16 protein-coding genes and 1 riboswitch are annotated in these 17984 nt (G+C 61.7%); of the genes, 8 read left to right on the forward strand and 8 right to left on the reverse strand.

Annotated elements, in window-relative coordinates; translation table 11 throughout:
- Positions 1–84: 84 nt before the first annotated feature.
- A complete protein-coding gene (locus tag IWX87_RS05625) occupies positions 85–1560 on the reverse strand; it encodes a M20 family metallopeptidase (protein WP_196862538.1) in 1476 nt (491 codons plus the stop codon).
- A 280-nt stretch (positions 1561–1840) separates the two neighbouring features.
- On the opposite strand from IWX87_RS05625, the gene IWX87_RS05630 reads away from it, so the two are divergent.
- Positions 1841–2902 (forward strand): porin, encoded by a 1062-nt coding sequence (locus tag IWX87_RS05630; RefSeq protein WP_196862539.1) that lies wholly within the window; start codon positions 1841–1843, stop codon positions 2900–2902.
- Positions 2903–2996: 94 nt separating this feature from the next.
- Here the strand turns inward: IWX87_RS05630 and asd are convergent, their stop codons facing one another.
- Together asd and IWX87_RS05640 are read right to left on the reverse strand one after the other, a co-directional pair.
- Positions 2997–3851 (reverse strand): archaetidylserine decarboxylase, encoded by an 855-nt coding sequence (gene asd, locus IWX87_RS05635; RefSeq protein ID WP_196862540.1) that lies wholly within the window; start codon positions 3849–3851, stop codon positions 2997–2999.
- 87 nt (positions 3852–3938) lie between these two features.
- A complete protein-coding gene (locus IWX87_RS05640; RefSeq protein WP_196862541.1) occupies positions 3939–4127 on the reverse strand; it encodes a heavy-metal-associated domain-containing protein in 189 nt (62 codons plus the stop codon).
- Between the two features lie 251 nt (positions 4128–4378).
- On the opposite strand from IWX87_RS05640, the gene IWX87_RS05645 reads away from it, so the two are divergent.
- The 6 genes from IWX87_RS05645 (at position 4379) to alkB (ending at position 9720) form a co-directional block, all read left to right on the forward strand.
- A complete protein-coding gene (locus tag IWX87_RS05645; RefSeq protein ID WP_196862542.1) occupies positions 4379–6844 on the forward strand; it encodes a heavy metal translocating P-type ATPase in 2466 nt (821 codons plus the stop codon).
- Positions 6841–7284 (forward strand): Cu(I)-responsive transcriptional regulator, encoded by a 444-nt coding sequence (gene cueR, locus IWX87_RS05650; protein WP_196862543.1) that lies wholly within the window; start codon positions 6841–6843, stop codon positions 7282–7284. Before IWX87_RS05645 ends, cueR begins: the two co-directional genes overlap by 4 nt.
- Positions 7285–7495: 211 nt before the next feature.
- Positions 7496–7867 (forward strand): type II toxin-antitoxin system Phd/YefM family antitoxin, encoded by a 372-nt coding sequence (locus tag IWX87_RS05655; protein WP_196862544.1) that lies wholly within the window; start codon positions 7496–7498, stop codon positions 7865–7867.
- A complete protein-coding gene (locus IWX87_RS05660; protein ID WP_196862545.1) occupies positions 7867–8295 on the forward strand; it encodes a type II toxin-antitoxin system VapC family toxin in 429 nt (142 codons plus the stop codon). Before IWX87_RS05655 ends, IWX87_RS05660 begins: the two co-directional genes overlap by 1 nt.
- 390 nt (positions 8296–8685) lie before the next feature.
- The gene (locus IWX87_RS05665) at positions 8686–8904 is read left to right on the forward strand and encodes a hypothetical protein (protein WP_196862546.1); all 219 of its coding nucleotides are present in this window, start codon (positions 8686–8688) and stop codon (positions 8902–8904) included.
- A gap of 162 nt (positions 8905–9066) precedes the next feature.
- On the forward strand, positions 9067–9720 hold the full coding sequence (alkB, locus tag IWX87_RS05670; RefSeq protein WP_196862547.1) for a DNA oxidative demethylase AlkB: 654 nt from the start codon (positions 9067–9069) through the stop codon (positions 9718–9720).
- A gap of 167 nt (positions 9721–9887) precedes the next feature.
- Here the strand turns inward: alkB and IWX87_RS19580 are convergent, their stop codons facing one another.
- The 5 genes from IWX87_RS19580 to IWX87_RS05700 form a co-directional block, all read right to left on the reverse strand.
- The gene (locus tag IWX87_RS19580) at positions 9888–12143 is read right to left on the reverse strand and encodes a SulP family inorganic anion transporter (protein ID WP_255532124.1); all 2256 of its coding nucleotides are present in this window, start codon (positions 12141–12143) and stop codon (positions 9888–9890) included.
- Positions 12144–12248: 105 nt separating this feature from the next.
- Positions 12249–13622 (reverse strand): chromate efflux transporter, encoded by a 1374-nt coding sequence (gene chrA, locus IWX87_RS05685; protein ID WP_196862548.1) that lies wholly within the window; start codon positions 13620–13622, stop codon positions 12249–12251.
- Positions 13623–13658: 36 nt separating this feature from the next.
- Positions 13659–14267 (reverse strand): methionine biosynthesis protein MetW, encoded by a 609-nt coding sequence (gene metW, locus IWX87_RS05690; protein WP_196862549.1) that lies wholly within the window; start codon positions 14265–14267, stop codon positions 13659–13661.
- Entirely contained in the window at positions 14264–15490 is a 1227-nt protein-coding gene (locus tag IWX87_RS05695) for a homoserine O-acetyltransferase (protein WP_196862679.1), read from the reverse strand. The genes metW and IWX87_RS05695 overlap by 4 nt, the downstream gene beginning before the upstream one ends.
- Before the next feature lie 240 nt (positions 15491–15730).
- Positions 15731–16300 carry a TMEM165/GDT1 family protein gene (locus IWX87_RS05700; RefSeq protein ID WP_196862550.1) on the reverse strand — a complete coding sequence of 190 codons (570 nt, stop codon included), beginning with the start codon at positions 16298–16300 and terminating at the stop codon, positions 15731–15733.
- Positions 16301–16361: 61 nt separating this feature from the next.
- A riboswitch (yybP-ykoY riboswitch) is annotated at positions 16362–16513 on the reverse strand.
- A gap of 172 nt (positions 16514–16685) precedes the next feature.
- Between IWX87_RS05700 and IWX87_RS05705 the strand changes: the two genes are divergently transcribed.
- Positions 16686–17888 (forward strand): ammonium transporter, encoded by a 1203-nt coding sequence (locus IWX87_RS05705; RefSeq protein WP_196862551.1) that lies wholly within the window; start codon positions 16686–16688, stop codon positions 17886–17888.
- Positions 17889–17984 lie beyond the last annotated feature (96 nt).

The raw sequence follows: 17984 nt of genomic DNA on the forward strand, positions 1-17984 counted from the left end.
TGGGGGGCGGTGGCATGGATTGCGGATCAGGTCCGCAATGACAGCCAAAGAAGAACCAGGGCCTGTTTCAGCCTGGCCCCTGCCTCAGCCCGGCACGCTGGCCATCACCTGCGCCACCGCCGCCGTCAGCTTCTTGGCATACGGCACATGCAAAAATTCATTGGGTCCGTGGGCATTGCTCTTGGGGCCGAGCACGCCACAGACCATCATCTGCGCTTTCGGGAACCCTTTGCTCAGCATACCCATCAGCGGAATCGTGCCGCCCTGGCCAATCGTGCCGCAGGGCGCGCCAAAGAAGTTCTGCGATGCGGCGTTCAAGGCAGTTTCAAACCACGGCGCGGTGCTGGGCGCATTCCAGCCGGTGGCGCCGCCGTTGCTTTCAAACGTGACTTTCGCCTGGTAGGGCGCGTTGTCTTCGAGCAGCTTTTTCAGTTCCTGCACCGCCACGCCGGCATCGACCAGCGGCGGAAAGCGCAATGACAGCTTGAAGGCGGTGTAAGGCCGCAGCACGTTGCCGGCGTCGCGAAAGGACGGAAAGCCCTCGGCGCCGGTCACGCTGAGCGTCGGGCGCCAGGTGCGGTTCAGCAATGCCTCGACGGGGTCGGTGGTGGTCGGCAGCGCAAAGGCGGCGGCCCCTTCGCAGTCGTAATGCGCCCACGGAAAGCGCTTGTAGATTTCGTCGCCCAAAATAGCCGCCGTGGCCTGCGCCTGAACCAGCCGGTCGGCAGGCACTTCACAGTGAAAGCTTTGCGGCAGCAGGCGGCCGGTGGCGCTGTCTTCCAGCCGGTCAAGCACGTGGCGCATGATGCGAAAGCTGGACGGCACCAGGCCGCTGGCGTCACCGGAATGCACGCCTTCGGTCAGCACCTCGACCTTGAGCACGCCGGCCGCATTGCCGCGCAGGCTGGTGGTCAGCCAGAGCTGGTCGTAGTTGCCGGCGCCCGAATCCAGACAGACCACCAGCGCGACCTCGCCGAGACGGTCCTTGAGCGCATTCACATACGGCAGCAGGTCGTAGGAGCCGCTTTCCTCGCAGGTTTCAATCAGACCGACGATGCGCGGGTGCGGCACGTTCTGGCTTTTCAGCGCCTGCACGGCGGCGATGCTGGCATACACCGCATAGCCGTCGTCGGCGCCGCCCCGGCCGTAGAGCCTGCCATCTTCATAGGTGGCTTTCCATGGGCTCAGGTCGTTGCGCCAGCCGGTGAATTCGGGCTGCTTGTCGAGGTGGCCGTACATCAGCACGGTCTGCGTGGAGCCGGCACGCGTCGCCGGGATTTCAAAAAACAGCACCGGTGTGCGGCCTTCGAGCCGGACGATTTCGAGTGTCAAGCCTTCGACCTTTTGCGCTTCCACCCAGGTGGCAGCATGGCGCATCACGGTGTCGATGTGGCCATGCTTCTCCCAGTCGGGGTCGAAGGTGGGTGACTTGGCAGGAATGGCGATGTAGTCGGTCAGCTGCCGAACGATGTCCTCGTCCCACTGGGTGGTGACCTGGGACAGGGCCTGGGCAGCGTTGAGGATATGGGCGGGAATTTCGCGGTGCAGGGGGGCATTCATGGCGGGGACTCCGAAGTAGCAGCTCAGCACAAAGCTGTGAAGCCGCTACTTTACGCCGTCGGCCAGCGGTGCGCCAGCCGGCATCAAGCAATGCATCGAATCTGACGCCGGGCAAAGCCGCGATCCATTGATCCGGTTCAACTACACATGCCCACAATAAGCGGACACGGGTTTTCACTGATTTGTCATTAAGTTTTTGTTAAATGGGTAACACTTTCCCGCAAGACGCGGGAAGTAGGGGCTACGAAGTCCTGTGACCACACTTTTATAGAAATTCCCAATGAAAAAGTCTCTCATTACGCTGGCGGTGCTGTCTTTTGCAGGTGTTGCTTCTGCTCAATCTTCTGTCACCCTGTATGGCGTGGCCGACCTGTTTTTTGGCCAGACGGAAAAAGGCGCACCCGGCAAGCAACTCAAGCAAACGGTGGTCGATTCCGACGGTCTGAGCAGTTCGCGCTGGGGCTTCAAAGGCGCTGAAGACCTGGGCGGCGGTTTAAAAGCCAATTTCGTGCTGGAAGGCGGCATGAAGATGGACACCGGCGAGCAGAAAACGGCTGGCTCTGTCTTCGACCGTGTCGCCACCGTGGGCCTGTCGGGCGCTTTCGGTGCCGTGACCATGGGCCGTCAGGCCACGCCTTACGACGCACTGCGTTCCAGCACCAACAACACCTACGACTCCAAAGCGTTGACCGCCACGGACATCGTCTGGGGCAAAGACAAAAACTACAGCGAAGTGGCTGCCTACGAATCTCGCCTGAGCAACTCCATCGCCTTCACCTCGGCCAACTACAGCGGCTTCAGCGGTGCGGTGGCGGTGAACTTTGGCGAAAACAAGGGACTGGGTCTTAATAACGTCAGTGTGGATGCCGGACAAACCGTCAGCCTGCATGCGAAGTACGCCTCGGGCCCGCTGCTGGTGGGCGTGGCTTACCAGGAGCAAAAAACACAAACCGCTGCGACGACTGCAGCCTCAACGGGCACCACAAGCACCAAGTACACGCTGATTGCCGGTTCGTATGACTTCGGGCTTGCCAAGCTCACGGCCGGTTACAACACGGCCAAGGCCGACGCAACGAACGCGAAAGACAAGCAATACCAGGTCGGCGTGACCGTCCCCTTCAGCAAAGCTGCCAGCGTGGCATTCGGCTACGCCAAGGGCGATGGCGAAATTGCCGGCACGGATGGCAAGAACGGCTCGGGCTACAGCCTGGTGGGTGTGTATGACCTGTCCAAGCGCACGACCTTGTATGCTGGCTGGATGGACACCAAGGCAAAGAATGCGGCCGGCGCTGAGACTTACAAGAACTCGGCCGTCGCCGTTGGCGTGCGTCACAAGTTTTGATCTGAAAGCTGGCTGCAAGCCGGCTTGAAACTGAACTAAAAAAGCCTCTGGCAGTGACGTCCAGGGGCTTTTTTGATGAACTGCTGGCAGTTTTTCAGGCGCAGTGGGCCATCGCCTCGCCCAGCCGCACCGCGCCGCCCGGCGCCCAGTCAGGGTTGAAGCGCAACGGCCCCTTGGGGAACAGCAAAACCACCGTCGAGCCCAGCAGAAACCGGCCCATTTCCTCGCCCTGCTGGAGCATCACTTCAGGCTGGCCGGACGCCGGATACAGCCATTCGCGCACCACCTTGCCGCGCGGGGGATTCACCACACCGTGCCACACCGTTGCCATGCTGCCGACAATCGTCGCGCCGACCAGCACCAGCACGAACGGCCCGCGCGCCGACTCGAACACGCAGACCACGCGTTCATTGCGCGCAAACAGCCCCGGCACGCCGCGCGCCGTGACCGGGTTGACCGAGAACAATTCGCCCGGCACGTAAATCATGCGGCTCAGGCGGCCTTCGCACGGCATGTGGATGCGGTGGTAGTCCCGGGGACTGAGGTAAATCGTGGCAAAGCTGCCGTTGTCATAGTGCGCCGCCAGCGCCGCATCGCCGCCGACCAGCGCAGTGGTCGAATAGTGGTGGCCCTTGGCCTGGAAGATCTGGTTGCCCGCAATCGGGCCGAACTGGCTGATGGCGCCATCGACCGGACAAACCAGCTCGGCCTGCGCAATCGGCCGCGCACCGGGCTTCAGGGCGCGGGTGAAGAATTCGTTGAAGGTGCGGTAAGTGCTGATGTCCGAATCGAGCGCCTCGTCCATGTTCACCCGGTACTTGGCGACAAAGCGGCGAATGATCTCGGTCGTCACCCAGCCGCGCTCACGCGACGCAACAAAACCGGCGAAGTGGGTGAGCGCCTGTTTGGGCAACAGGTATTGGGGCAAAACAGCAGAACGGTCGGACACAGGCACTGACGAAAGTGAAAGGAAGGACGATTCTATAGAGGCCTGCTCAAATGGCCTGCAATCATTTGCGCCCCCCTGCAGCAGCCATCAGTTCGGCGGATATCCCGCGCTGGTCAAGGCAGCGGCCACGGTTTGCGGGTCCTGGGTGGTTTCAACGGTGACTTTTTTCGCCGGAAGGTCGATGTGGACTGTCGCGCCAGCATCGAGTTGCTTGACGGTCTGGGTGATGACACCGGCGCAGTGGCCGCAGCTCATGTCGGGAACATTGAATTCCATGGGATTTCCTTGGGAAGTAAAAGTTAAAAAGAACTGGGGACGCTGTTTTTCGCGCCTTTGGGGAAATGACGCCTGCCAATGCAGTGCTTCGCCAGATTCCCAGGCTGCAGTCTGAACCTTCCCACGGTGGCAAAGTCAACGGGTTTTGTGCAAATCCTGAAATCCTTCAGGATTAATATCGACCAATGCTTGACCCTGCCATGATAGGAAGGTTCAGACTTGCCCTATCGTCATATTTTCAGGAGACACGCATGAGCGTCAGCCACACCCTGCCAGCCCCGCTGGCCATTGCATCCACTTTGAAGGAATGGCGCTTTCCCGTGGAAGGCATGACCTGCGGGTCGTGCGTGGCCCGGGTTGAAAAAGCCCTGGCCGCCACGCCGGGCGTCGAGGAAGCCAGCGTCAATTTCGCCACCGAGCAAGCCAGCGTCAAGGCGGATCGCGAAGTCACGCTGGACATATTGAAGGCGGCGGTGGAAAAAGCCGGTTATGCCGTGGGCAGCACGGCAGGTGCCGCGCTGGGCGAGGCGTCGGTACGCTTGAAGATTGGCGACATGACCTGCGCATCGTGCGCGGGGCGGGTCGAAAAAGCCTTGAGGCAGGTGCCCGGCGTGCTGTCGGCCGAAGTCAATTTGGCGACGGAAACTGCTGAAGTCACCCTGACGGATGACGCGGCCGCGCTGCCGCAACTCATAGCGGCGGTGGAAAAAGCCGGCTACCGGGCAGAGGCGAATGCCGATGCCGCCAGCGGCGCCAGCCCGGCCACACCGTCCGGCGCGCCCTGGTGGCCGATTGCCGTGGCCGCCGCGCTGTCGGCGCCACTGGCGCTGCCGATGGTCGGCATGCTGTTTGGCCAGTCGTGGATGCTCGACCCCTGGGTTCAGTGGCTGCTGGCCACGCCGGTGCAGTTCTGGCTGGGGGCGCGTTTTTACAAGGCCGGCTGGAAAGCCGTGCGCGCCGGCGCGGGCAACATGGACTTGCTGGTGGCAGTGGGCACATCAGCGGCCTACGGGTTGAGCGTTTACCTGCTGCTCACGCAGGGCGCTGACGGCATGCCGCATCTTTACTTCGAAGCGTCGGCCGTCGTCATCACGCTGGTGCTGCTGGGCAAATGGATGGAAGCGCGCGCCAAGCGCCAGACCACCGAAGCCATCCGGGCGCTCAATGCGCTGCGGCCTGAAACCGCGCGGCTCCGCCGGGATGGTGTGGACACGGATGTGCCGATCAACAAGGTCAGGGTCGGCGATCAGGTCGTCGTACGGCCGGGCGAACGCATCGCGGTCGATGGCGAAATCATCGAAGGCATGACGGAAGTGGACGAGTCGCTGATCACCGGCGAAAGCCTGCCGGTCAGCAAGCAGGCCGGCGACCACGTCACGGGTGGCGCGGTCAATGCCGAAGGCTTAATCATCGTGCGCACCACCGCCATCGGCGCTGAATCAACGCTGGCGCGCATTGTTCGGATGGTCGAGTCGGCGCAGGCCAAAAAAGCGCCGATCCAGCGGCTGGTCGATCAGGTCAGCGCCGTGTTTGTGCCCGTGGTCATCGGCATTGCAGCGCTCACGCTGCTCGGCTGGGGGCTGGCAACGGGCAACTGGGAAACGGCCATCCTGAACGCCGTCGCGGTGCTGGTGATTGCCTGCCCGTGCGCGCTCGGGCTGGCAACGCCGACCGCCATCATGGCCGGCACCGGCGTGGCGGCGCGGCACGGTATTTTGATCAAGGACGCCGAAGCGCTGGAAGTGGCGCACCAGGTAAAAATCGTCGCTTTCGACAAGACCGGCACGCTGACCGAGGGCAAGCCTGAACTGGTCGCCCTGGAGCCCGCCGGAATGTCGCGCGATGAGGCCCTGGGCTGGGCCGCCGCCATCCAGGCGGGCAGCGAGCATCCGCTGGCGAAAGCGGTCACGCAACTGGCTGTGCAGGAAGAACGCAGTGTGCCGGCGGCCTCCAAGGTCCGCGCAGTGGCCGGACGCGGCATGTCAGCGGTGGTCGAAGGCCATGAACTGCGCTTGGGCAGCCCACGCTTCATGCAGGAGCTGGGCGTGGACCTTGGCGCCTTCGCCGCGCGCGCCGAGGCGCTGGAGGCTGAAGGCCGCACCGTGTCTTATCTGGCCGATCTGACTGGCGTGCCCGAGCTGCTGGCGCTGCTGGCCTTTGGCGACACCGTCAAGGCCAGCAGCGCCACCGCCGTCGCCAGCCTGCACGCACTCGGCATCCAGACCGCGCTGGTCACCGGCGACAACCGGGGCAGCGCCGAAGCGGTGGCGAAGCAACTCGGCATCGACATCGTGCATTTCCAGGTCTTGCCTGAAAACAAGGCCGACATCATTGGCCAGCTGAAAGACCAGGTGAAGGACAGCGGCGGCCACGTGGCGATGGTCGGCGACGGCATCAACGACGCGCCCGCGCTGGCCGCCGCCGATGTCGGCATTGCCATGTCCACCGGCACCGACGTGGCGATGCAGGCCGCCGGCATCACCTTGATGCGCGGCAACCCGGCGCTGGTGGCCGACGCCATCGACATCTCACGCCGCACCTATGCCAAGATCCGGCAAAACCTGTTCTGGGCGTTTTTCTACAACGCGGTCGGCATTCCGCTGGCGGCGTTTGGAATGCTCAGTCCGGTGATTGCCGGCGCGGCGATGGCTTTTAGCAGCTTTAGCGTGGTGATGAATGCGCTGCTGCTGCGGCGCTGGAAAGGAAGCTCGCAATGACAACTGCCCTTAAAAGCCCCGAAAAATCCGTAACTTCTGTGATCGCAGGCCCGTTCAACATCGGCCAGGCCGCCAGCCAGTCGGGCGTGTCGGCCAAGATGGTCCGGCACTACGAATCGCTGGGCCTGCTGCCTGCCGTGCACCGCACCGATGCCGGCTATCGGCAGTACGGCGACAAGGAAGTCCATACCCTGCGCTTTATCCGCCGCGCCCGGACGCTGGGCTTCAGCATGCTGGAAATTGCCGAGTTGCTCAAGCTCTGGCAAAACCAGCAGCGGGCCAGCGCCGACGTGAAACGCATCGCACTGGCCCATGTCGCCGACCTGGAGCGGCGCATCGCCGAAATGGAAGCGATGCGGCAGACGCTGGCGGAACTGGCGCATTGCTGCGCCGGGAACAACCGGCCAGACTGCCCGATTTTGAGCGGCTTGGCGGGATAGGCGTGTGGCTTTTTGCTATTTATTGAGTAGCTTCTTGCACTTTCCCTGATTGGGGATAACGCCTATTTTTCTTAAATTATGGCCAATGCCCAGCGTGGTTGATCCGTCATTTCCGCGCACCTGGAAATACTGTTTGGCGGACGTGATGTCCTGGCGCGAAAGCAGCATTCGCTTTTTTGGAACGGCTTACTGATGAAAAAAAAGTCCATTTATGCGCAAAAAGAGCGTGGACTTTTTCAAGGCCGAGGCGGCAATGCATCACAAGCCATCAGCAGCCCATGCCATTTTTCGCAACTGGTCTACAATCTGGTCTATATCAATCGCAGGCCATCTCATGCAGCTTCAATCCATAGGTTCCTACGAAACTAAAACGCATTTGGCGGATTTGTTGCGCCGGGTGCGCGATGGGCAGGGCTTCACCATCACCCAGCGAGGAGAGCCCGTGGCGGACCTGGTGCCTGCGGGCACCAGCGCCCGCCGTTTGGGCACACTGGCTGCGGCGCGCATGCAAACCTTGATGCATGAGGCCCCCCCGCTTCAAACTGTTGACATCAAAGCGTTGCTTGAGGCTGGCCGCGACTGATGCGGTTTGTACTGGACAACTCGGTGGTCATGCGATGGTTGTTCAAGGATGGCAGCGACGAACGGCTGGCTTACGCTGCCCACGTATTGGAACTGTTGACGCAGGACACTGGCGAAGCGGTAGTCCCCGGTATCTGGTCTCTGGAAGTTGCCAACGTACTTGTCAAAGCCCAGGCCAAGGGTTTGGTGTCGGAGGCGCGCGCCAGCGCCTTCGTGGGTTTGCTGGGAGAAATGGCCATCACCGCAGACCCAAGCACAGCCTCAAGGGCTTTGGGCGATACCCTGCAACTGGCGCGGCGCTTCAAGCTATCGTCTTACGATGCCGCTTATCTCGAATTGGCCTTGCGTGAAGGCCTCCCCCTGGCGACGCTGGATGCGGATTTGCGACAAGCCATGGTGCAGGTCGGCGGCATGGTCGTCGGACCCTGAAACACCCGGCCAACGCGCCGGATATTGACGCACCAGACCCTGGGTGTTCTCGATGGTGCAGCGCTGCCCTGCGCAGCGCGGCTCGCAGACCCCAAGGCGCGTCGGGTCAACGCCACGCACGTCGCCCATGCGTATGTCAATCCGCTTCAGCGCCGCATCCGACCAGCGCCTGCAGACACTAAACTTGAAAACAGCCTTTCCGTAACGGATGTCACTGGTGGCAAGGAAACCAGTCCAATGTGGACCTCTCAGGTTGATAGTTCAGATTTCCAGCGCGCGCTGGAGAACTCTCTGCGGACTACTGGACTGCTCAGCCCTGTTGGCCGCTATGGTCCTTACCAGCCAACGGCTGACTAGACGGGTCTTGATCAGCCGATGGTTGGTTTCAACATGACGGTCACCGCAACGGTCAGCTATTCACTTATTGAGCGAAGCTCAGGAAGAGAGATTTTCTTGCGCTCGATTCCGACGCCGTACACCGCAAAAATGGGTGATGCGTTTGTTGGGAGCGAACGACTTAAATTAGCAAACGAAGGCGCGGCAAGGAAAAACATTGAAGACCTGATAGCCGAACTGCTCAAGTCAAGAATCCAAGTTTCATTAAAGTAGCGGCTGGACAGCGAAGCCGCCACACGAAAGCGCCATGACACGCTTGCCTGGAAATTTATGGCCAGGCTTTACTCAACTATATTTTTAATAGCAGCTTAAGCTTATGTCCATTGCGCAAATGGCACTTTTCATCATGAAATCAGTCAGAAATAGAGGCGATTTTTGACCCGCAGCCTTTTCGATGAACCGCTAACGCACTACACCGCGCCCGAATCCATCGCACCAGGCGCTTTTCTGCTGCGGGGTTTTGCCTTGGACCAGGCTGAAGCGCTGCTTCAGGCCGTGCAGCAGATCATCGCGGTCGCGCCCTTGCGCCATCTTTTGACGCCGGGCGGACACGTCATGTCGGTCGCAATGAGCAACTGCGGCGCACTGGGCTGGGTTTCCGACCGCACGGGCTACCGTTACAGCAGCGCCGACCCGCTCTCGGGCCAGCCCTGGCCGTCCATGCCCGCCTGTTTTGCCGACCTGGCGACGCGGGCAGCGGCTGAGGCGGGTTATGAAGGCTTCGCGCCCGACGCCTGCCTGATCAACCGCTACGAACCGGGCGCGCGCATGTCGCTGCACCAGGACCGCGACGAAAGCGACCCGGGCGCGCCCATCGTCTCGGTGTCGCTGGGACTGCCGGCGGTTTTTTTGTTTGGCGGTTTGCAGCGCAGCGACCACCCTGCCCGCTGGCGGATGGTGCACGCAGACGTGGCGGTGTGGGGGGGCGCATCGCGGCTGGCGTTTCACGGTGTGTCACCGCTGGCCGACGGCGACCACCCGCGCGCGGGGCGCCAGCGCATCAACCTCACGTTTCGCCGCGCGGGTTGATGTTTGAAATGGTGGCTTGGCGCGACAGGCTTCTCACTCGCCAGCACGCCCGCCATGACGCGGATGCGCGGACAGTCCGGTGCTTGCGCGTAACCCGGCGGCTGGGACATTCCGGTGTCAAACTGCGCTGGAATGACCAGGCAGGCCGTTTGCTTTGAGCAGAGCCTTCAGCGCGCAGGCTGATTCGCGGGATCGTCAGCGCCCGCAGCCGTCTTGCATTCCTCGAAAATCCGGGCACTGCAATGCCGGCAGATGTCCGGGTCGAGCTTGCTGAAAATGGTGGAAATGGCTGTGAATTTGTCTGAGAACTGGTGCTCCCATCCCAGCACGTTGGTAAAGCCGGTCTTGCGCCACATGCTGATCACCTCCGGGCGCGGCCGGTGAAAGTACAGGTTGCCGCCCATGGCCCGGCGCGCGGCCAGTTCGGACTCCCACAGTTCAGCACCCGCCAGGTCAATGAAGTTCATGCTCTTGGCCATCACCAGCAGGTGCTTTTGCGGATTCGGCTGACTGCGCAGGGCGTGCAGGATGTCGGCAACATGCTGGGTCGCGCCGAAATACACCTCGCCCTCCATGCGCAGCAGCTTGAGTTGCGGGCACTCCGGGAGGAATGTGGCCCCCACGCTTGCCACTTCGTGTGCTGCGCTGCCCCCCGAGGGGGCTGGCCTGGCTTGGGGCGGCCCGGCGCTGGCGGCCGTTGCCCCCACGCTTGCCACTTCGTGTGCTGCGCTGCCCCCCGAGGGGGCTGGCCTGGCTTGGGGCGGCCCGGCGCTGGCGGCCGTTGCCCCCACGCTTGCCACTTCGTGTGCTGCGCTGCCCCCCGAGGGGGCTGGCCTGGCTTGGGGCGGCCCGGCGCTGGCGGCCGTTCCCCCCACGCTTGCCACTTCGTGTGCTGCGCTGCCCCCCGAGGGGGCTGGCCTGGCTTGGGGCTGCCCGGCGCTGGCGGCCGTTGCCCCCACGCTTGCCACGACATGCTCTGCGCTGCCCCCAGATGAAGGCGCTGCCCTGGCGTCTTCGAATGATTGCGGCGCATCGTCAATCACCACCAACTGCCGGTCTGGTCCGCGGCTGTCAAAGCCCATGCTGCGCATCGCGGGCCGTGAGGTGCGGTACAGAAACGACATCAGCGACAGCAGCATGCCGAGCAAAATGGCCATTTCAAGCCGGATGGTGACGGTGGCGACCATGGTGGCCAGGGCCACGCCAAAATCGGTGCGACTCAGGCTGAACAGCTGGCGCCAGCGCGCAAAGTCCAGCAGGCTCACCGCCACCAGCAGCAGCAGCGCCGACAACGCGGCCATCGGAATTTGCGCCAGCAATTGCGAGCTGACCGCCACCAGCGCCAGCAGCAGCAGCGCCGAGAACACCGACGCCAGCGGTGTTCGGGCACCGGCTTGCAGATTCGGCATGGAGCGGTTCATCGAGCCGCAGGACACATAGCTGGAAAAAAACCCGCCGATGATGTTCGACAGCCCCTGCCCTCTGAACTCGCGGTTGGCATCGATGCGCTGGCCCGAGTGCATCGCCACGGTCTTGGCAATCGAAATCGCTTGCCCCAGCGCCACGATGGTCAGTGCAAACGCCAGGCCGACCAGGTCCGACGCCTGCGCCCAGCTGATGTGCGGCAGCTCGAAACGCGGCCATGGCGTGGCGATTTGCCCGATCAGGCGCAGTGCCGAAGCCGGTGTTGCGCCGCCGCCCAGAAAGCGAGTCCACACCCACGCCAGCGCCGTCGCCACCACCAGCCCGATCAGCATGTAGGGCCAGTTGCGGCGGTAGCGGCGCAGTCCCAGCGCAGCCGCCAGCGTGATGGCGGCCACGGCCAGTGCAGCAGGTTTGGCAGACAGGAGTTGCGTGAACACATGCGCCAGCACCGCGCCCGCACCGTGTTCGGGCGAGGCGGCAATCCCCAAAAAATCGGGCAAGGCATGCACGCCAATCAGCAATGCCGCACCGGAGGTGAAACCGAACAGCACGGACGGCGAAATGAAATTGGCCAGCATGCCCAGCCGCAGTGCGCCAATCAGCCACTGCAGCACACCCACCATCACGGTCACGGCCAGCGCCAGTTGAATGTAGGACGGGCTGAAAGCCAGGGCCAGCGGCGACAGCATGGCAAACAGTGCCAGTGAATTGGCGTTGGTCGGCCCCGACATGACATGCCAGCTGGAGCCAAACAGCGCGGCAATGATGCACGGCACCACCGCCGTGTACAGGCCATATTCGGGAGGCAGCCCGGCCAGCGTGGCAAACGCAATGCCCTGCGGCAGCACCAGCACCGCGCCCAGCAGGCCGGCCATGGCATCGGCGCGCAGCGTGGTCGGCGTGACCCAGTGGACCCAGTGACCGAACAGTCGCTCCAGCAGTCGGCTGGCGAAGCGGCGCGCCGAGGCAGCGCGGGGACTTTCAGGGGCGGCGTTCATGGTCTTGAGCATACCGCTGGCCGATAGCGATGATTACGCTGATTACGCTGATTACGCTGAAAGCGCCGGCAGCGCACGGCAGGCTTGAGGCCGGCGCCGCCGTGGTCAAGCCCAGCCCAGCAGCCGCAGCGCAAGGCCGGCAGCGGCCGAAGCGGCAATCACCGAAATCACCCCCCACTTGAGCCGCCACAAGGCCAGCGCCGCCAGCGCGACCAGCGTCAGCGCCACGGCGTCAGGTTTTTCATCAAAACCGCTGCCTGCGCTTACGGGATAAGCGACAGCAGCTATGAAAAACAGAGCAAGATTGGCAATCACCCCGACCACGGCGGCCGTCACGGCCGCCAGCGGTGCAGTCAGTTTGAGGTTGTCACGGGTTGATTCGACCCACGGCCCGCCCGCCAGGATGAAGATGAAGGACGGTAAAAAGGTGAACCAGGTCGCCACGCAGGCGGCCACTGCAGCGCCCAGAAACAAAGCCTCCGGCCCCAGCACCTGCTTGGCCCAGCCGCCAACAAAGCCGACAAACGCCACCACCATGATGAGCGGGCCGGGCGTGGTTTCGCCCAAGGCAAGACCGTCCATCATTTGCGCCGTGCTCAGCCACTGGTAATGCTCGACCGCCATCTGGTTGACGTAAGGCAGCACGGCGTAGGCCCCGCCAAACGTCAGCAGCGCGGCCTTGGTGAAAAACCAGCCGATCTGCGTCAGCGTGTCGCTCCAGCCGTAGGTCAAAAACAGCGCGGCCATCGGCAGCAGCCAGAGCGCCGCGCCCGCCAGCAACACCATGGCCAGACGCGACAGGCTGAACAGCGCATGGGGTGGCGTGGGCGTGTCGTCATCAATCAGGGCAGTCTCGCGCAGGGCGGGGTTGGCCGACGCATGGCCTTTGCCGTGCGCCAGGCTGCCCGGGGCAATGCGCGCCAGCACGGCGCCGGTCAGCATCGCGCTCAGAACGACCAGCGGAAAAGGCAGCTTCAACGCCCAGATTGCTATAAAACTCATAGCTGTTATCGCCCATGGGACGGGCGAAAACATTGGATTTCCTAATGATTTTGTGGCAATGCGGTGCAGCGCGTGCAACACAATTGCCGCCACCGCCGGCTTGATGCCATAGAAAATCCCCGCCACCAGCGGCTGCTCGCCAAACGCCATGTAAACCCAGCTCAAGGCAATCAGCAGCACCAGCGACGGCAGGAAAAACAGGCTGCCCGCCACCACGCCGCCCCAGGTCCGGTGCATCAGCCAGCCCAGGTAGGTGGCCAGCTGCTGCGCCTCGGGGCCGGGCAGCACCATGCAAAAGTTGAGCGCGTGCAAAAAGCGCTTTTCAGACACCCAGCGGCGCTTTTCCACCAGCTCGCGGTGCATGATGGCGATCTGTCCGGCCGGGCCGCCAAAACTGATGAAGCCGAGTTGCAGCCAGAAGCGAAAGGCTTCGGCGAAGGAAACGGGAGATGGCTTTTTAGCCGTGGAATGGTTCATGTGTCGTCTTGATTTATTTAATGCACCGGGCGGTGTTCAAGCGCGCTGCAGCTTGAACACCGCCCGGCTGGCGCGTGCGTTGGGCCAAAAGCGGATTTCCTGGCCGTCCTGCAGGCCGAAGGAATCCAGAATCTGCAACTGGTTTTGACGGGCCAGCGCGGCAAAGTCACGCAGTGTGCCGACGCGGATATTGGGCGTGTCGTACCACTGGTAGGGCAGCACCTTGGTCACAGGCATGCGGCCACGCAGAACGGCCAGCCGGTTCGGCCAGTGGCCAAAGTTGGGGAAGGCAACGATGCCGATGCGCCCCACGCGGGCCGTTTCGCGCAGCATGACTTCGGCGTTGCGCAGATGCTGCAGCGTGTCGATCTGCAGCACCACGTCGAACGAAGCGTCGCCAAACAGCGCCAGCCCTTCTTCAAGGTTGAACTGGATCACGTTGACGCCACGCGCCACGCAAGCCTGCACGTTGGCGTCGTCAATCTCGACGCCATAACCCGAGCAGCCGCGCACTTTGATCAGGTAGTCGAGCAGCGCGCCGGTGCCGCAGCCCAGGTCGAGCACACGGGACTCCTTGGGCACCAGTCGGGCAATCGACAACTGGTCCGGTGACAGCGGAGAGCCGGTTTGCGTGGTTCCGGTCATGCGGCCACCTTGCTTTCGAAATAAGAGCGCACTACGCCCATGTAGCGTGCGTCATCGAGCAAAAAGGCATCATGCCCGTGCGGCGCGTCGATCTCGGCGTAACTCACATCGATCTGGTTGTCGAGCAGGGCCTTGACGATTTCGCGGCTGCGCGCCGGGGAAAATCGCCAGTCGGTGGTGAAGCTCACCAGCAGAAATTTGGCGCTGGCGTTGGCCAGGGCACGGCTCAGATCGCCGCCGAATTCAGCCCCCGGGTCGAAATAGTCGAGTGCCCGGGTGATCAGCAAATAAGTGTTGGCGTCAAAGTATTCGGCGAACTTGTCGCCCTGGTGGCGTAGATAGCTTTCAATTTCAAACTCGACGTCCTGGGTGGTGTAGCGGTAGGGCGCAGCGTTGGCCAAAGCGGCTGGCAGTCCGTCCAAGCCAGGGCCGCGAATCCGGCTTTGCCGGTTCGCAGGCGCAGCGGCCCCCTCGGGGGGCAGCGAACCACGCGCAGCGGGGAGCGTGGGGGCTCGTAACTGTCGTCCAAACTTCGCGTTCATCACGTCGTCGCTCAAATAGGTGATGTGGCCGATCATGCGGGCGATGCGCAGGCCGCGCTTGGGCAGTACGCCGTGCCGGTAGAAGTGCCCGCCGTGAAAGTCGGGGTCGGTGACGATGGCGCGGCGCGCAACTTCGTTGAAGGCAATGTTTTCGGCCGTCAGGTTGGGTGCGCTGGCCACCACCACCGCATGGCGCACGCGCTCGGGGTACTGCAGTGTCCAGGCCAGTGCCTGCATGCCGCCCAGGCTGCCACCCATGACGGCGGCCAGCGTCTGGATGCCGAGCACATCAAGCAACCGGGCCTGGGAGTTGACCCAGTCCTGCACCGTGACGACCGGAAAATCGGCGCCGTACACCTCGCCCGTGTCCGGGTGGGTCTGCATCGGTCCGGTGGAGCCGAAGCACGAGCCCAGGTTGTTCACGCCAATGACAAAAAACCGGTCGGTGTCCACCGGCTTGCCGGGGCCGATCATGGTGTCCCACCAGCCTTCGGACTTTTTCGTGACCTGCCCGGCTTCGTCCAGGTAGACGCCCGCCACATGGTGCGAGGCGTTCAGCGCATGACAGACCAGCACCGCATTGGACTTGTCGGCATTGAGCTGGCCATAGGTTTCATAACTCAGGTCGTAGGCACGAATCGAGGCACCGCTGCGCAAGGGCAAGGCCTCGGCAAAATGCATCGATTCCGGCGTGGCGACAAGTAGAGGGGCAATAGGCACTGTAGTTGGATCCACGGTAAAACAGACTCAAGATCAGGACAGGAAAAACAGCCAGACGAGGCATAAAAAAAGAAAACCCGGCATCGCCAAGGCGAGTCCGGGTTGAGGGGGAGAATCGTCTTTAGCCGTACTTTTTAAGCGCCCGCAAGCTGAGCAAATCGGCGCTTTATCAGTATAGCAATCCGGACATCCGGCAGACCCTTAGGCCGGCATCAGCAGCGCCAGCCCGCCCAGCGCGGCAAAAACCAGTGCCGACACGACATGCACCACGCGCAGCGGAATCAGGTGCATGAAGCGGCTGCCGAGCCAGACCACCGGCGCATTGGCCAGCATCATGCCCAGCGTGGTGCCGGCCACGACCCAGAAGTAGTAAGCCTCATAGCGTGCGGCCAGCATCACCGTCGCGATTTGCGTCTTGTCGCCCATTTCAGCCAGAAAAAATACCAGCAGCGTGGTGGCAAACACGCCGAAGCGGGGCGGCTTCCTGTCAAGGTCTTCTTCATCGAGCTTGTCCGGAATCAGCATCCACACCGCCATGGCGATAAAGGAAACCCCCAGAATCCAGCGCAGGATTTGAGGACCGAGAAAGGTGGTCGCCCAGGCGCCAAGTGCGCCAGCCATCGCATGGTTGACCAACGTGGCCACCAGGATGCCGAAAACGATGGGCCAGGGTTTTTGATAGCGCGCGGCCAGCACCAGCGCAAGCAGCTGGGTTTTGTCACCCATTTCGGCAAGGCCGACGATACCGGTGGAGACGAGGAAAGCTTCCATGCAAAAAAACAGCCCAGGCCGGCTCAAAAAAACCAATGACTGCACGACGTCCCCGGCCCGAAGCTTTTAAAAGTTCTGGAGGCTGTGCAGTCAAAGGTCTCGCCAGGCTTGAAAACTGTTTGCGCCATGCTGGCCTTGTTGCAAGGCCCCACAAGTCTGTTGACGCAAACCCCTCTCAGTGAAGAAGGGCGGCTACTCCCCAATGACAGCCAGAATTATAGGGGTGGCTTGCAAGACCAGCGAAGGTGGAATTCCATTCGGGGAATGACCGCTCCGCACCATAACGGCGTTTTTTTGACGGCGCATTTCTTGCTTTGTTTTGGTGCGGTTTTTCGAATTCCTCAAAAAACGCACCAACAAATCATATTTATTCAAGAGGCGCGTTATGGAAGCACCAAATCAGGGCTCAAATGCCTTGTTCATTTTGTTAGGCGGCATCATGGTGTTGGCGATGCATGCCGGTTTTGCATTTCTGGAACTCGGCACGGTGCGTAAAAAGAACCAGGTCAATGCACTGGCCAAGATCCTGGTCGATTTTTCAGTCTCTACCGTGGTTTATTTTGCCGTTGGCTACGGCGTGGCGTACGGCACCCACTTTTTTGTGGGTGCTGAGGAACTGGCCGCCAAAAACGGCTATGAACTGGTCCGTTTCTTTTTCCTGCTCACTTTCGCCGCTGCCATTCCGGCGATTATCTCGGGTGGGATTGCCGAGCGCGCACGCTTTTATCCTCAATTGATTGCAACGGCGGTCATCGTCGGATTTGTCTATCCCTTTTTTGAAGGCATCGTCTGGAATCAACACTTTGGCATACAGGGTTGGATCAAGTCGTTGACCGGAAGCGAATTTCATGATTTTGCCGGTTCTGTCGTCGTTCATGCGCTGGGTGGCTGGCTGGCGCTTCCTGCCGTGCTGTTGCTTGGCGCACGCAGCAACCGTTACCGAAAGGACGGCGCGATATCGGCACATCCGCCCTCAAGCATTCCTTTCCTGGCGCTGGGCGCTTGGATACTGATCGTCGGATGGTTCGGCTTCAACGTGATGAGCGCGCAGACACTTGACAAGATTTCCGGTCTGGTCGCAGTTAATTCATTGATGGCGATGGTGGGAGGTACATTGGCAGCGCTGGCATTTGGCAAAAACGACCCGGGTTTTGTGCACAACGGGCCGCTGGCCGGACTGGTGGCCGTGTGCGCAGGGTCCGATGTGATGCATCCACTGGGCGCGCTGGTTGTCGGCGGCGTGGCTGGCGCCGTGTTTGTCGTGATGTTCACGCTGACGCAGAACAAATGGAAAATCGACGACGTGCTCGGTGTCTGGCCGCTGCATGGAATATGCGGCACTTGGGGCGGGTTGGCTGCAGGCATTTTTGGCAGCAAAGCGTTCGGCGGCCTGGGCGGTGTCAGTTTTGGCGCGCAACTGATTGGAACGGCAATGGGCGTGACATGGGCAGTGCTAATGGGATGCGTCGTGTATGGCGCACTCAAAATGACTTTGGGATTGAGATTGACGCACGAGGAGGAATTCGAAGGTGCCGACCGCTCAATTCACCGCATTAGCGCAACACCTGAAAACGAAGTCAATTGGTAACTTTATGCAACCAGTGCAAACAAAAGAAATTCGGGCTTTTGTTGTGTTGGATATAGAGGTCGGTTTGAAACAACTTCGAAGTTAAAAAAATCTTCT

The sequence above is a fragment of the Polaromonas sp. CG_9.7 genome (assembly GCF_015752205.1).
Taxonomy (GTDB): Bacteria; Pseudomonadota; Gammaproteobacteria; order Burkholderiales; family Burkholderiaceae_C; genus Polaromonas.